The organism is Actinomadura sp. NPDC048021, from assembly GCF_040653135.1.
Taxonomy (GTDB): Bacteria; Actinomycetota; Actinomycetes; order Streptosporangiales; family Streptosporangiaceae; genus Spirillospora; species Spirillospora verrucosospora.
The window spans coordinates 56,407-70,209 of sequence record NZ_JBEZJQ010000015.1 but is presented as its reverse complement, the minus strand read 5'-3'; the positions used below and the strand labels follow the sequence as shown (position 1 = coordinate 70,209).

Sequence of the window (13,803 nt, the reverse complement as noted above, 5' to 3'; positions counted from 1 at the left end):
TTTTGTGAAAGGCACCGAGTGTCCCCTTTCGCCACTCCTGTACCACAATGGAGGAAAAGCGCCCACTGCGGGGCGAGCAACACCTGCGTCGAGATCGCCACATTGGCCGATTCTTCCCGTTTTATCGGGGCGCGAGACGCGAAGCACGGCACGCAGAGTCCGGTCCTGTCGTTCTCTCAGGCAGAATGGCGGGAATTTCTCAAACGAGCGAAGAAGGGTGATTTCGACCTGGGCTGCTGACCCGGCGCCGACGCGCCGTCCGGCCCCGTCCGCCCAGGGCGGCGCGGGGCCACGACGCAGGGGCCGGGTCCACCGCTGACCCGGCTCGTCGCCCTCCCACCCGCAACTCTGGAACTACCTCGGCACGCCTGTCACACGGGTACCGCGCCACCCGGACGTGATCAGGCGTTTTTTGCGATCTTGTTACCGTGTGCTTGAGCACCGGCAGCGCGGCCGCGGGCAATGCAACTTTCAATGCAGGGAGCCGGAATGAGTTTCCAGGGGACACCGCCCGCCCGATGGAGAAAGAGCGCTCGATGCGGCGCCAGCAACGGCTGCGTCGAGGTCGCACGGCGTGGAGAGGACGCCATATCCGTACGCGACACCGAGGACGCCGCGACGATCCTGTCGTTCCGGCCCGACGAATGGCGCAGGTTCACGGAGGAGGCCAAAGGCGGCCGTTTCGACCACCCGCTGAAATAGTCACTGCAACTTGCATCGCCGGAGAGATTCCCAACCGGCCAGAGAATTGCGTCCAGCGGGAGCGGATACGCGCCGCCGCATGATAAGCCCCATGTTTTTCCGCCGCACCCCCGCTCCCGCTGATCGCATTTCCCGGAAGGTGATCGCATTGGGGTCCCGTTCACGCCACGCGAACGCCTCGGGGAACCCGGTGCAATGGCGTCCGCAGACGGGAGGCCGTGATCATTACCGCGCCTCCCGCGAGGGCCAGGTCGAAGGCCAGCCCCCACGGCCACACCGCGGCCCCGTCCCGGCGGTGCGGCTCGTAGCCGCGGTCCGCCACGCGGAGCCCGCGCACGCCGCGGCTGATCTGTCCGAGCGGGTCGGACGACGCCGACCGGGTGATCACCTGATCGCCGACCACGATCCGGCGCTCGGGCAGGCGCGGCGCAGCGTCGGCGAGCGCGACGACCGGGTTGGGGGCCAGCAGCCACCAGATCCGCTCGGTGTGTTCCTGGTCGTACCCGCCGTAGGCGCCGTCGACGTGCTCGGACGTGAGGGGGAGCGCCAGCGTGAACAGCAGCGGCGTCCCGACGAGCAGGCCGAACACCGTCAGGTACGACATCAGGATCGAGGTGACGCTGCGGGCCAGCACCGCCGACCAGGCCTGCGAGACCGCGCACACCACGCCGATCATCAGCGCCGTCACGAACAGGACGACGAGGGCCCGGCCCGCGCCGATGGCGCCCTCGGCGACCGGCAGCAGCAGGCTCGGCAGCGTCAGGAGCAGCGCGACCAGGCCGGTCCCCCAGGCGGCGGCGAGCTTGCCGAGCGCGATCTCGCCCGGCGTGAGCCGGGTGACCTGCAGCGTCGCGAGCGTCCCCCGCTCCCGGTCCCCGTTGACCGACTGCCCGCCGAGCGCCGGGGAGACGAGCAGCGTCAGCACCAGCACCCCGAGCAGGACCCCGCCGAACATGGGGACGCCGGGCTCGCCGTAGGAGGAGGCGTCGCCGTACTCCAGCGCCACCCGGAACAGCAGCCCGAGCCCGTTGACGACCAGGAACCAGACCGCGAGGAGGGTCTTCCAGCGCCCGGTCCGCAGCCGCGTCCTGATCTCCTGCCGCGCCACCAGGCCGACTCCGCGCGCGGTCACGGCGCTCACCTCCGGTCCTCGGTCATCGCCAGATAGGCAGATTCAAGCGCGCTGCCGGCGGGCGCGAGGCCGCTGACGGGCACGCCGGCGGCGACGAGCCTGGCCAGCAGCCCGGCCGCCTCGGCCTCGGTCAGCGGCCCGACCTCGGCGCCTCCCGCCGCGTCGGCCGCCCGCGCCCACGGCAGCTCCGGCTCGCCGTCCAGCGCGGCCGCCAGCGGCTCGGGGTCGAGCGAGCGGATCCGCCACCGGACCCGGGCCGACGCGCCGGCGATCTCCGCCATCGCGTGGTCCCCGGCCGTCCGGCCGTGGTCGACCAGGACGACCCTGTCGGCGATCTCCTCCAGCTCGCTGAGGATGTGGCTCGACACGAGCACCGCGGTCCCCTCGGCCGCGAGGGAGCGCAGCAGGTCGCGCAGCTCGATGCGGGACCGCGGGTCGAGGCCGGACGCGGGCTCGTCCAGCAGCAGGACGCGCGGCCGGTGCACGAGGGCCCGCGCCATCCCGAGGCGCTGCTTCTGCCCGCGTGACAGGGCGTGGACGGGCTGTCCGAGACGGTCCTCCAAGTGGACGAGGGTGAGCAGCGCCCTGATCCGGCGCGGGCGCTCCTGCCTGGACAGCCCGTAGGCGTCGGCGAAGAACCCCAGGTACTCGTCCACCGTGAGCTGGTCGTACACGCCGAACGTGTCCGGCATCCAGCCGAGCGCTTCGCGGGCCCGCGCGGGATGGGCGAGCGCGTCGTGGCCCGCGATCCGCACCGTGCCCGCGTCGGGCGCGAGCAGGGTCGCCAGGATGAGCAGCAGCGTCGTCTTGCCCGCCCCGTTGGTCCCGACGAGCGCCGTGACCTGCCCGTACGGGACGGTGAGGTCGAGGCCGCGCAGCGCCTCCACCGCCCCGAAGCGCCGCACCACCCCGCGCGCCTCGATCGCGAGGCCGCCTTCTCCTGCCACCCGTCACCTCCGCCACCGGGCCGGTCCCGATTCCGATGGGACGCGGCCCGGCGCCGGAGGGTTCAGTCGATTTCGGGTTGTCCGCCCGGACCGGCCGCTATTCGACGGTGACGGACTTGGCGAGGTTGCGGGGCTGGTCGACGTCGTGGCCCTTGGCGGTGGCCAGCTCGCACGCGAAGACCTGCAGCGGGACGGTCGTGACCAGCGGCTGCAGCAGCGTCGGGACGGCCGGGACGCTGATCAGGGTGTCCGCGTACGGCTCGACCGACGCGTCGCCCTCCTCGGCGATCACGATCGTCCGGGCGCCGCGGGCCCGGATCTCCTGGATGTTCGACACGATCTTGTCGTGCAGGACGTCCCGCGCCCGCGGCGGCACGACGACCACGACGGGCAGGTCCTTCTCGATCAGCGCGATCGGGCCGTGCTTCAGCTCCCCGGCGGCGAAGCCCTCGGCGTGCATGTACGCCAGTTCCTTGAGCTTGAGCGCGCCCTCCAGGGCGACCGGGAAGCCGACGTGGCGGCCGAGGAACAGCACGCACCGCTCGCCGGCCAGCGAGCGGGCCAGCTCCCGCACCGGCTCCATGGTCTCCAGGACCTTCTCCACCTTCTCCGGCATCCGTTCGAGGAGCTGGACCATGGCGAAGACCTCGTCGCCCCACTTGGTGCCGCGCACCTGCGCGATGTAGAGGGCGATGAGGTAGACGGCGACGAGCTGGGTGAGGAACGCCTTGGTGGACGCGACCGCGATCTCCGGCCCGGCGTGCGTGTAGAGGACGCCGTCGCACTCGCGGGGCAGCGTGGAGCCGTTGACGTTGCAGATGCCGAGCAGCTTGGCCTTCTGCTCGCGGGCGTGCCGGACGGCCATCAGCGCGTCCATCGTCTCGCCCGACTGGGAGATCGCGATGACCAGCGTCGTCGGGGACAGGATCGGGTCGCGGTAGCGGAACTCGCTGGCCAGCTCGACCTCGCAGGGCAGCCCCGCCCAGTGCTCGATCGCGTACTTGGCGATCAGCCCGGCGTGGTAGGACGTCCCGCACGCCACGATGATGATCTTGTCGACCTCGCGCAGCTCGCGGTCCGGGATGCGCATCTCGTCCAGGTGCAGGCGCCCGTCCGCGCCGATCCGGCCGAGCAGGGTGTCGGCGACGGCGCGCGGCTGCTCGGCGATCTCCTTGAGCATGAAGTAGTCGTAGCCGCCTTTTTCCGCGGCGGACACGTCCCAGTCGACGTGGTACTCCTTCACCTCGGCGGGGCGCCCGTCGAAGTCGGTGACCTTCACGCCCTCGGCGCGCAGCTCGACGATCTGGTCCTGGCCCAGCTCGATCGCGTCCCGGGTGTGCTCGATGAACGCGGCCACGTCGCTGGCGAGGAAGTTCTCCCCGTCCCCGACGCCGACGACGAGCGGGGAGTTGCGGCGCGCCCCGACGACCAGGCCCGGCGAGCCGGTGTGCGTCGCGACCAGCGTGAACGCGCCCTCCAGCCGGCCGCAGACGCGGCGCATGGCGTCGGCGAGGTCGCCGCCGCCCTTCAGCTCGTCCTCCAGCAGGTGGGCGACGGCCTCGGTGTCGGTGTCGGAGCCGAGCCCGTGCCCGGCCTCCTCCAGCTCCGCCCGCAGCTCCGCGAAGTTCTCGATGATCCCGTTGTGGATCACCGCGACGGAGCCGGTGCAGTCGACGTGCGGGTGGGCGTTGCGGTCGTTCGGCGGGCCGTGCGTCGCCCACCGGGTGTGGCCCATGCCGAGCGTCCCGGCGGGCGGGGGCTCCTCCTCCAGGGCGCCGCGCAGGTTCACCAGCTTGCCCGCGCGCTTGGCCGTCGCCAGCTTCCCGTCGGCCAGCACGGCCACTCCGGCCGAGTCGTAGCCGCGGTACTCCAGCCGCGCCAGCCCGTCGACGACCACGTCGAGGGCGGACCGGCCGCCCACGTAACCCACGATTCCGCACATGGCGGCAACTCTATTCGGTACGGCGCACCGGACCTACCTGCGAGGGCCGCCCTGGCATGACGCTAGCGTGGACGACCGGTGGAAACCCGGTGACCGGAACGCAGCCCGGTTACTGTTCAGCCATGACGAGCGGATGGGACAGCGTGCCGAGCCCCTACGTGGAACTCTCCCGTGAGGCCTGGCGCGGCCTGCGCGAGAACACCCCGCTCCCGCTCACGCCCGGTGAGCTGGACGCCCTGCGCGGCCTGCGCGACCCGATCGACATCACCGAGGTCGAGGAGGTCTACCTGCCGCTGTCCCGGCTGCTCAACCTGTTCTTCCTGTCGGACGGGCGGCTGCGCGACACCGTCAGCGGCTTCCTCGGCGGCGAGGTGCGGCCCACCCCGTTCATCCTCGGCGTGGCGGGCAGCGTCGCGGTCGGCAAGTCCACCACGTCCCGGCTGCTGCGCACGCTCCTCGCGCGCTGGCCGGAGCACCCGAGCGTGGAGCTGGTCACGACCGACAGCTTCCTGTACCCGAACGCCGTTCTGGCCGAGCGCGGGATCATGGACCGCAAGGGGTTCCCCGAGTCCTACGACCGCCGCGCCCTCGTCCGCTTCGTGTCGGCGATCAAGTCGGGCGCGGCGGAGGCGTCGATCCCGGTGTACTCGCACCTGGAGTACGACATCGTCCCGGGCGCGACGCAGACCGTCCGGCGCCCCGACATCCTGATCGTCGAGGGCCTCAACGTGCTGCAGGCGCCCCCGCCCGGCACCCTGGGCGTATCCGACTTCTTCGACTTCTCCATCTATGTGGATGCGCGGGTCGAGGACATCCGGCAGTGGTACATCGACCGGCTCTTCGCGCTGCGCCGCACCGCCTTCACCGACCCGCGCTCCTACTTCCACAAGTACGCCCGCGACCTGGACGAGGACGAGACCGCCGCGTTCGCCCAGCGCGTCTGGCGCGACGTCAACGAGATCAACCTCGTCTCCAACATCCTCCCGACCCGCGCCCGCGCCACCCTCGTCCTCCACAAGGACAAACAGCACTCTGTTCAAAGAATCCGACTCCGTCGGATTTGATTTCTCTCCTCCTTCGGGCCTTGAAGGCCCTCCATCGTCGAGAAATCAGGCGATCGCTGCATCGCTCCGGCTCGCCTTGCGGCTCGCTGCGCGATCAGATTCTTGCTTCGCTCGAATCTGCCTTCGGACGCGATCGCGGGCCCTCAGGTTGTTGCGGGGTGCTGTGGTGGCTGAGGTCAGCGGCCACTGGTGACCTGGGTCAGCGGGTCCAGGGGCCTGTTATGGCGAACGTGGTGCCTGGGGTGTAGACGTTCACGTACATCGTGCGCTCGTCGGGGGAGAACGTGACTCCGGCGAACTCGCCCCACTCCGGCTCGGTCTCCGTGCCGATGTTCTGGCTGTTGCGGGCCATCGGGTAGACCGTGCGGCGACGGGAGACGCCGAAGACATGCTGGGCGCCGTTGCCGTCCTCGCACACCATCAGGCCGCCCTGCGGCGCCAGGCAGATGTTGTCGGGCGACTCTCCGGGCTTCTCGACGTCGGTGTCCGGGCCGAACACGATGACGAGGGTGAGCCGGCGGTGGCGCGGCTCGTAGGACCACACCTGCCCGAAGTGGTCGGCCTGGGAACCGTCCTTCTTCTTCGCGAAGCTCGACACGAAGTAGACGCGGTCGCCGCCCCAGTAGCAGCCCTCCAGCTTCTGGGCGTGGGTGATGCCGCCGGACCCGAAGTCCTGGAACCGGATCGGCGTCTGCGCCGCGAGCGGGTCGGGCACCTTCTTCCACTCGACGTGGTCGAACACGGTGCCGGGCTCCTGCACGACCGACAGGTCCGGGACGCCCGGAACGCACAGCGCCTCCAGCCGTCCACCGGCCCGCAGGCTGCCGAAGCCGCCGCGCGGCCGCTTCGGGTGGAACCGGTAGAACAGCCCGAACGGCTTGTCGAAGGCGTCCTCGGTCTCGTAGACGGTCCCGTCGCGCGGGTCGACGGCGATCGCCTCGTGCTGGAACCGCCCCATCGCGGTCAGCGGCTCGGGGTCGGTGCGGCCCTGGTCGTACGGGTCGACCTCGAAGATGAACCCGTGGTCCTTGGTGTAGTTCCCGGTGCCGGCCTTGTCCTCGGTCTCCTCGCAGGTCAGCCACGTGTGCCACGGGGTGGGACCGCCCGCGCAGTTGACGGCCGTCCCGGCGATGGCGACGCGCTCGGTGTGCACGCGCCCGGCGGCGTCGACCTCCAGCGCGGTGCAGCCGCCGAGGCCGCCCGGGTCGTAGGTGACGCCCTCGGCCGCCGGCACCCGGTGCTCGGCGGTCGGCCGGTTCTCGTGGTTGCGGACGAGCCACGTGCGGCCCCGGCGGCCGGGGAAGGCCGCCATCCCGTCGCAGTGGCTCGGCACCGGGCCCTCCCCCGAGCGCAGCGGCTCGCCCTCGCGGGACAGGACGGTGTAGCGGAAGCCGCGCGGCAGGTCCAGCAGCCCCTTCGGGTCGGGCACGAGGGGCCCGTACCCGTCGTGGCCGCCGGTCGGGGCGGCGGACGCGCTTCCGGCGAACAGCTGCTCCACGGCTCCGGTGAAGGCGATCCCCGCCCCCACCGCACCCGTCCTGGCGAGGAGCTGGCGGCGCGAAACTGTCATGAGCACACTCCCTGATGGATCGTTACAAGATCCCCTCGCCCGTTGTAACACGCGTCACATCGATTGTGAACCGACCCGGCCCGGGACCCGGCCGAACCGGGCGGCGCGGGCGTGCGTCTGACGATCGATACTGTCCGTGCCTGCCGTGAAACTGGAGCGATGACCGACATTCCCGGCGTCGAGGACGCCCCCGAAAGCGCGCTGCCCCGCCTGCTCGTCGAACCGCCATGGAAGCGTCGCCGCCCCGCGAGTGCCGAACCGGTCGTTCTGAAGGGGTTGAAGCGGCCCAAGACGCCCACCGTGGAGTCCTGGCCGCCCGGGTTGCGGGACGAGTGGGCGAAGACCCCGCACATGTTCCCGAAGGCGTACGAGCCCTTCCCCGAGGAGCCCGACTGGAAGGCGCTGGCCGAGCGGTTCCGCAGTGGCGAGATGCTGGAGTCCCCGCGGGGCGGAGACCGGCGCCGCGGCTACTACTGGCTGGTGATGCAGGGTCCTGACGACCTCGCCGAAGAGCTTCTCGCCGACGAGCGCTACTACGACGACTGGAACAGCTACGTAGACGTGGTCCCGGTGAAGCACTTCACCGCGCGTCGCGGCCTCGCCGCCCACCGGCTGCTGCTCCACGCGGCGAAGTGTCACATCTCCTGCGCGGCGGCGCTCGTCCCGTTCCTGGACGACGCCACCGCGCAGATCATGATCGGCGCGCTCGGCCGGGTCGACGAGGCCGCGCGGCTCTGGTTCACCTGGCACGGCGCCGGGGCGGCCCCGTTCGTGATCCCCGAGGCGCTGCGCAAGCCCGGCCCCAAGCGCACGAAGGCCGAGCAGGGCCTCACGCTGATCGCCCGCGAGCACGGCAGCGGCTGCCTCGTGGACGCGGCGCGGGGGTACGGCGAAGAGGTGGTCGCGGCGATCGAGGCGCTGCGCACCGACCCGCTGGACCAGTATCCCGACGATCTCCCGGAATGGGACGAGGAGACGGTTCGCAAGCTGCCGCGGCTCCTGCTGCGCGGCCGCGACCGGGCGCTGCCGGTGGAGGCCGCCCGGCACTTCGTGACGATGCTGCTGATCTCCACGCAGGAGGACCCGTACCCGGGGTGCGAGCAGGTCGTCGAGCTGTGCGACCCGGAGTCCCTGGCCGAGTTCGCGCTGGCCCTCAGCGTCCACGACCGGGGCAGCGGGCTGTGGGCGTCGCAGGGCGTGCAGTACGCCCTGCGGCGCTTCGGCGACGCCGCCGCGGCCGCCCGGCTGACCGACCGGATGGTGCGCTGGGACAACTACTACACCTGGACCTTCAAGGGGTGGACGGCGCTCGACGTCCTCATGGCGATCGACATGCCCGCCGACGACAAGCTGCGCCATCTGGACCGCATCGTCCGGCGGGGCGCCGACGCCAAGCACCTGCGGCCCCGCGCGCAGGGCCGGCTGAACGCCGCCGCCCGGGAGCGGGGGCTGACCTCCGAGCAGCTGGCGGACCTGCTCGTCCCCGACCTCGGCCTGGACGCCGATGGCTCGATGACGCTCGACTACGGCACGCGCCGCTTCGTCGTCGGCTTCGACGAGCAGCTCAAGCCCTTCGTGACCGACGAGGACGGCAAGCCCCGCAAGACGCTGCCGAAGCCGGGCGTCAGGGACGACGAGAAGCTCGCGCCGCTCGCCTACCAGCGGTTCGCCGACCTGAAGAAGGAGGCACGGGCGGTCGCCGCCGACCAGATCAAGCGGCTGGAGAAGGCGATGGGCGCCGGGCGCTCCTGGACGCCCGAGGAGTTCCGCTCGGTCTTCGTGGGGCACCCGCTGATGCGCCACATCGCGCGCCGCCTGGTGTGGTCGGCGGGCGGGGCCGCGTTCCGGGTCGCCGAGGACGGCACGCTCGCCGACGTCCACGACGACGAGTTCGTCCTCCCGCAGGACGCCCTCGTGACGCTCCCGCACCCGGTCCTTCTCGGGGCGGACACCGTGGCGGCCTGGGCGTCGGTCTTCGGGGACTACGAGATCCTCCAGCCGTTCCCGCAGCTCGGACGTCCCGTCTACGAGCTGGAGGACGGCGAGCGCGACGCCGCCCGGCTGGCCCGCTTCGAGGGGGTCACCGCCCATTTCGGCAAGTTCATGGGCATGACGTCCCGCGGCTGGGAGCTGGGCGACAAGGAGACCGGCGGGTTCCGCCGCCAGGTCAACCTGATCACCCCGGACGAGCGGCACGTGATGGTCGCGTTCGAGCCCGGCATCCGCGTCCTGAGCCCGGAGGAGTTCGCGGAGCAGAGGATCGAGCGCGTCATGCTGATGACCGGCCGCTACTCCGGGAAGGCGCATCCGTTCGGCGCGCTCGACCCGGTCACCGCGTCCGAGATGCTCGCCGAGCTGACCCGCCTCACCGCCTGACCCGCGGACCGGCGCCTTCCGTCCACCGATCGGTGGACGGAAGGTTCCACCGGTCGAGGCTCATGCGCGCCGGGGCGCCGCGGCCAGCATTTCCGGTATGACGGATCTACTCGTACGCATGGCCCGGTGGAGCGCCGGGCACCCCTGGCGCGGCATGGCGGCCTGGCTGCTGTTCGTGGTTCTGTGCCTCGGCGTCGGCGTCGCGGCCGGCGGGCACGCGGCCACGACCGAGGACTTCCGGATCGGCGAGGCCGGCCGGGGAGAGACGATCGCCGCCGAGGGCGGGCTCCAGCAGCGGCCCGTCGAGCACGTGCTGGTCACCGGCGGGGGCGCGGCCGCCGACGCGGCGGCGCGGGACGCCGCCGCGCGGATGGGGCGGCTGCCCGAGGTCGCGTCGGTGTCCGCGCCCGTGAGGTCGAAGGACGGCTCGGCGGTCCGCGTCGACGTGACGTTGAAGGGCTCCGAACTCCAGGGCAAGGAGCACGTCGAGCCGCTGCGGGCCCAGACCGCCGCGGTCCGGGCCGCGCACCCGGACGTGAGGGTGGAGGAGACCGGCGGCCCGTCCATCAGCAAGGGCGTGGGCGAGCTGCGCGACGACGACCTCGCCCGCACGGAGATGATCGCGTTGCCGATCACCCTGCTCACGCTGCTGCTGGTGTTCGGCTCGTTCGCGGTGGCGGTCGTGCCGGTGGTGCTCGCGCTGACCTCGATCGCGGCGGCGATCGGCCTGTCGATGCTCGCCTCGCACGTCTTCCCGGACGCCGGGGTCGGCGCCAGCGTCATCCTGCTGATCGGCATGGCGGTCGGCGTCGACTACACCCTCTTCTACCTCAAGCGGGAGCGGGAGGAGCGGGCCCGCTCGGGCGGCCGGCTGGACGCGCGGGCCGCCGTGGAGACCGCCGCGGCGACGTCGGGCCGCTCGGTGGTGGTGTCCGGGCTGGCGGTCGCCGCGTCCAGCGCGACCCTCTACCTGGCCGACGACGTGATCTTCTCCTCGATCGCGACCGCGGCGATCGTCGTCACGCTGATCGCCGTGGTCAGCTCCCTGACCGTCCTGCCGGCGGTGCTCGCCAAGCTCGGCGGATGGGCGGAGCGGCGGGCCGTCCGGCGCGGCCGGACGCCGAAGCCGCCGCGGACGGGCGGCGGCCGGATCACCCGGGCGATGCTGCGTCCCACCGGAAGGCACCCGGCCGCGACGCTGGCCGTGGCGGTGACCGCGATGCTCGCGCTGACCGCGCCGCTGCTGAGCATCGACCTCACCGACATGGGCCGCGACAGCCACCCGCGCGAGATCCCGGCGATGCGGACCTACGACCGGCTGAACGCGGCGTTCCCGGAGCTCAAGGCCATGCACCAGATCGTCGTCAAGGCCGACGCCCGACGCGCGGACGAGGTGACCGCGTCCCTGCGCGCCCTGGCGGAACGGGCCGAGGGCGACCCCCTGCTCGCCGGGACGTCCGAGCTGCGCACCTCCCCGGACGGTCGGATCAGCCTGCTCGAACTCGCGGTGCCGCACCACGTGAGCACCGACGCCGCGCGGCGCTCCCTGGAGCGGGTCCGCGGCGAGTACGTCCCGGAGACCGTCGGGAAGCTCGGCGTCGAGACCGCCGTGACCGGAGACGTGGCCCGCTACGCCGACTACCCCGAGCACCAGGAGAGCAGGCTTCCGTTCGTCATCGGGGCGCTGCTGCTGGTGACGTTCGCGATGACCGTGTGGGCGTTCCGCTCGGTGGTCCTCGGGCTGATCGGGGTGCTGCTGAACCTGCTGTCGGCCGGTGCCTCGCTCGGCCTGCTCACCCTCGTCTTCCAGGGGACGTGGGCCGAGGGGCTGCTCGGCTTCACCTCCACCGGCTCGGTCGGCTCCCGCGTCCCGCTCTTCCTGCTGGTGATCCTGTTCGGGCTGTCGATGGACTACCAGGTGTTCGTGATCAGCCGGATCCGGGAGGCGGCGCTGCGCGGCGTCCCGACCCGGCAGGCGGTGCTGGACGGGGTCGGCGGCTCGGCGAGCGTGGTGACCAGCGCCGCGTTCGTCATGGTCACGGTGTTCGCCGGCTTCGCCACCGTCCACATCATGGAGCTGAAGCAGATGGGCTTCGCGCTGGCCGTGGCGGTGCTCCTGGACGCGGCCGTCATCCGGATCACGGTCCTGCCCGCCCTGATGCTTCTGCTCGGCGACCGGTGCTGGTGGCCCGGCCGGCGGCATCGCCCCGGCGCCGCCCGGACGGCGGACGGCGCGACCGCGCCCCTGCCGCAGAACATAGGCTGACCGGCATGGTGCAGCCCGGTGAACGTCCCCAGGTGCGGGCGCTCCGCAGGTGGTACGCCGCCGCCTGGATCATGTTCGGACTGGTCCCGCCCGCCCTCGCGGTGGCCGACCAGCCGGACGACACCAGAGCCGCCACGCTGGCGCTGCTGACCGCGCTGGGGCTCTGCTACCCGATCACCGAGACGTTCCCCGGGAACCCGGCGGTCCGCCGGAACACCTTCCTGGCCGCGCTGATCGGGGGGATCGGCGCCGTCTCCTACCTGATGGGCGGCGCCGCGTCCCTGCTCATCACGTCCCTCCCGCACTTCTGGATCCTCGCGGGGACCCCGCGGCGCGCGGTGCTGCTCAGCGGCGCCGCCGCCGCGGCCGCGGTCGCCGGAGACGCCCTCCACAACGCCCCGGACGGGGAGCCGCTCACCGGCAACTCGATCGCCGCGCTCATCGGATACGCGGCGGGCGTCCTGTTCGGGCTGTGGATGCAGCGGGTGGTCGGGCAGCACGACGAGCGCGCCCGGCTCCTCGAAGCCGACCTGGCCGAGGCCGAGCGGCGGCTCGCCGAGGCGCAGCGCCGGCAGGGCGCCGCCGACGAGCGCGAACGCATCGCCCGCGAGATCCATGACACGCTCGCGCAGGGGTTCGCGTCCATCGTCGTCCTGGCGGAGGCGGCTCGCGACGGCCTGCGCTCCGACCCGGACCGCAGCGGCCGCCAGCTCGTCTCGATCGAGCAGACGGCGCGGGAGAACCTCGCCGAGGCGCGCGTCCTCGTCGGGGCGGCGTCGCAGGGCAGCGTCGCCCCCGCCTCGGTCGCCCGGACCCTGCGCCGCACCCTCGACCGGTTCGCCGAGGACACCGGGCTCACCGTCCACGCCGAGCTGCCCGACGTCGAGTGCGACCAGACGACCCGGATCGCGCTGCTGCGCTGCACGCAGGAGTCGCTCGCCAACGTCCGCAAGCACGCCGCCGCGTCCACGGTCGGCGTCGTGCTCGAACGGCACCCGCACGGCGTCGAGCTGGAGATCACCGACGACGGGCGCGGGTTCGCGGTGGCCGGGTCGCGCGGCTTCGGCCTCGACGGCATGCGCCGCCGCCTCGCCGAACTCGGCGGCGAGCTCACCGTGACCAGCTCCCCCGGCGAGGGCACCCGGATCCTCGCCATGATCCCCGCGAGGGCGTGAGATGACCGCGAAACTCAGGATCATCGTGGTGGACGACCACACGGTCATGCGCGCGGGCGTCGTCGCGCTGCTGGCCGCCGAGCCCGGCATCGAGATCGTCGGCGAGGCGGACGACGGCCGCGCGGCGATCGACCTGGCCGAGCGCCTGCGGCCCGACGTCGCGCTGCTCGACCTGCGGATGCCGGTGCTGGACGGCGTCGCGGCCACCGCCGAACTCGCCCGGCTCGGCACCCGCGTCCTCGTCCTCACCACCTACGACACCGACACCGAGATCGAGCGCGCGATCGAGGCCGGGGCCATCGGCTACCTGCTCAAGGACACCACCCGCGACCAACTGGTCGGCGCCATCCGGGCGGCGGCGCGCGGGGAGACCGTCCTCGCGCCGCGCGTGGCCGAGAAGCTCGTCGCCCGGATGCGCCGCCCGGAGCCGGCCGCGCTGACCGCCCGGGAGATCGAGGTCCTCCGGGCGGTCGCCGACGGCCTGTCCAACGCCGAGATCGGGCGGCGGCTCGTCATCGCGGAGGCGACCGTCAAGACGCACCTGCTCCGCGTCTTCGCGAAGCTGGACGTCGGCGACCGCACGCACGCCGTCGTCGTCGCCATGGACCGCGGTCTGCTCCCCCGCTAGC

11 protein-coding genes are annotated in these 13,803 nt (G+C 72.3%); 7 read left to right on the top strand and 4 right to left on the bottom strand.

What is annotated here, in order from left to right; translation table 11 throughout:
* The first annotated feature begins 18 nt into the window (after positions 1-18).
* Positions 19-240, top strand: coding sequence for a DUF397 domain-containing protein (locus tag AB0C87_RS24570; protein WP_345176477.1), 222 nt, complete (start codon positions 19-21; stop codon positions 238-240).
* 249 nt (positions 241-489) lie between these two features.
* Positions 490-702: a DUF397 domain-containing protein gene (locus AB0C87_RS24565; protein WP_345176475.1), complete on the top strand. Its 213-nt coding sequence runs from the start codon at positions 490-492 to the stop codon at positions 700-702.
* A 160-nt stretch (positions 703-862) separates the two neighbouring features.
* On the opposite strand, the gene AB0C87_RS24560 is transcribed toward AB0C87_RS24565, so the two are convergent.
* The 3 genes from AB0C87_RS24560 to glmS form a co-directional block, all read right to left on the bottom strand.
* A complete protein-coding gene (locus AB0C87_RS24560) occupies positions 863-1,843 on the bottom strand; it encodes a hypothetical protein (RefSeq protein ID WP_360579634.1) in 981 nt (326 codons plus the stop codon).
* Complete coding sequence (locus AB0C87_RS24555) at positions 1,840-2,781, bottom strand: ABC transporter ATP-binding protein (RefSeq protein ID WP_345176469.1); 942 nt, start codon at positions 2,779-2,781, stop codon at positions 1,840-1,842. The genes AB0C87_RS24560 and AB0C87_RS24555 overlap by 4 nt, the downstream gene beginning before the upstream one ends.
* Positions 2,782-2,878: 97 nt before the next feature.
* Positions 2,879-4,723, bottom strand: a complete 1,845-nt coding sequence (gene glmS, locus AB0C87_RS24550; protein ID WP_345176466.1) for a glutamine--fructose-6-phosphate transaminase (isomerizing) — start codon at positions 4,721-4,723, stop codon at positions 2,879-2,881.
* 122 nt (positions 4,724-4,845) lie between these two features.
* Between glmS and coaA the strand changes: the two genes are divergently transcribed.
* The gene (gene coaA, locus AB0C87_RS24545) at positions 4,846-5,787 is read left to right on the top strand and encodes a type I pantothenate kinase (RefSeq protein ID WP_345176465.1); all 942 of its coding nucleotides are present in this window, start codon (positions 4,846-4,848) and stop codon (positions 5,785-5,787) included.
* A 199-nt stretch (positions 5,788-5,986) separates the two neighbouring features.
* On the opposite strand, the gene AB0C87_RS24540 is transcribed toward coaA, so the two are convergent.
* Positions 5,987-7,357, bottom strand: a complete 1,371-nt coding sequence (locus AB0C87_RS24540) for an alkaline phosphatase PhoX (protein ID WP_360579632.1) — start codon at positions 7,355-7,357, stop codon at positions 5,987-5,989.
* A 159-nt stretch (positions 7,358-7,516) separates the two neighbouring features.
* On the opposite strand from AB0C87_RS24540, the gene AB0C87_RS24535 reads away from it, so the two are divergent.
* From AB0C87_RS24535 to AB0C87_RS24520, 4 genes are all read left to right on the top strand, one after another.
* Entirely contained in the window at positions 7,517-9,733 is a 2,217-nt protein-coding gene (locus AB0C87_RS24535; protein ID WP_360579631.1) for a DUF4132 domain-containing protein, read from the top strand.
* Between the two features lie 97 nt (positions 9,734-9,830).
* On the top strand, positions 9,831-11,999 hold the full coding sequence (locus tag AB0C87_RS24530) for an MMPL family transporter (RefSeq protein WP_360579629.1): 2,169 nt from the start codon (positions 9,831-9,833) through the stop codon (positions 11,997-11,999).
* 5 nt (positions 12,000-12,004) lie between these two features.
* Positions 12,005-13,174 (top strand): sensor histidine kinase, encoded by a 1,170-nt coding sequence (locus AB0C87_RS24525; protein WP_360579627.1) that lies wholly within the window; start codon positions 12,005-12,007, stop codon positions 13,172-13,174.
* A gap of 1 nt (position 13,175) precedes the next feature.
* The gene (locus AB0C87_RS24520) at positions 13,176-13,802 is read left to right on the top strand and encodes a response regulator transcription factor (protein WP_360579625.1); all 627 of its coding nucleotides are present in this window, start codon (positions 13,176-13,178) and stop codon (positions 13,800-13,802) included.
* Position 13,803 lies beyond the last annotated feature (1 nt).

Bases quoted from the DNA above. Each gene is read 5' to 3' on its own strand.
- AB0C87_RS24565 (WP_345176475.1), top strand. From the start codon at position 490: ATGAGTTTCCAGGGGACACCGCCCGCCCGATGGAGAAAGAGCGCTCGA.
- glmS (WP_345176466.1), bottom strand. From the start codon at position 4,723: ATGTGCGGAATCGTGGGTTACGTGGGCGGCCGGTCCGCCCTCGACGTG.
- coaA (WP_345176465.1), top strand. From the start codon at position 4,846: ATGACGAGCGGATGGGACAGCGTGCCGAGCCCCTACGTGGAACTCTCC.
- AB0C87_RS24535 (WP_360579631.1), top strand. From the start codon at position 7,517: ATGACCGACATTCCCGGCGTCGAGGACGCCCCCGAAAGCGCGCTGCCC.
- AB0C87_RS24530 (WP_360579629.1), top strand. From the start codon at position 9,831: ATGACGGATCTACTCGTACGCATGGCCCGGTGGAGCGCCGGGCACCCC.
- AB0C87_RS24520 (WP_360579625.1), top strand. From the start codon at position 13,176: ATGACCGCGAAACTCAGGATCATCGTGGTGGACGACCACACGGTCATG.
- AB0C87_RS24540 (WP_360579632.1), bottom strand. From the start codon at position 7,357: ATGACAGTTTCGCGCCGCCAGCTCCTCGCCAGGACGGGTGCGGTGGGG.
- AB0C87_RS24525 (WP_360579627.1), top strand. From the start codon at position 12,005: ATGGTGCAGCCCGGTGAACGTCCCCAGGTGCGGGCGCTCCGCAGGTGG.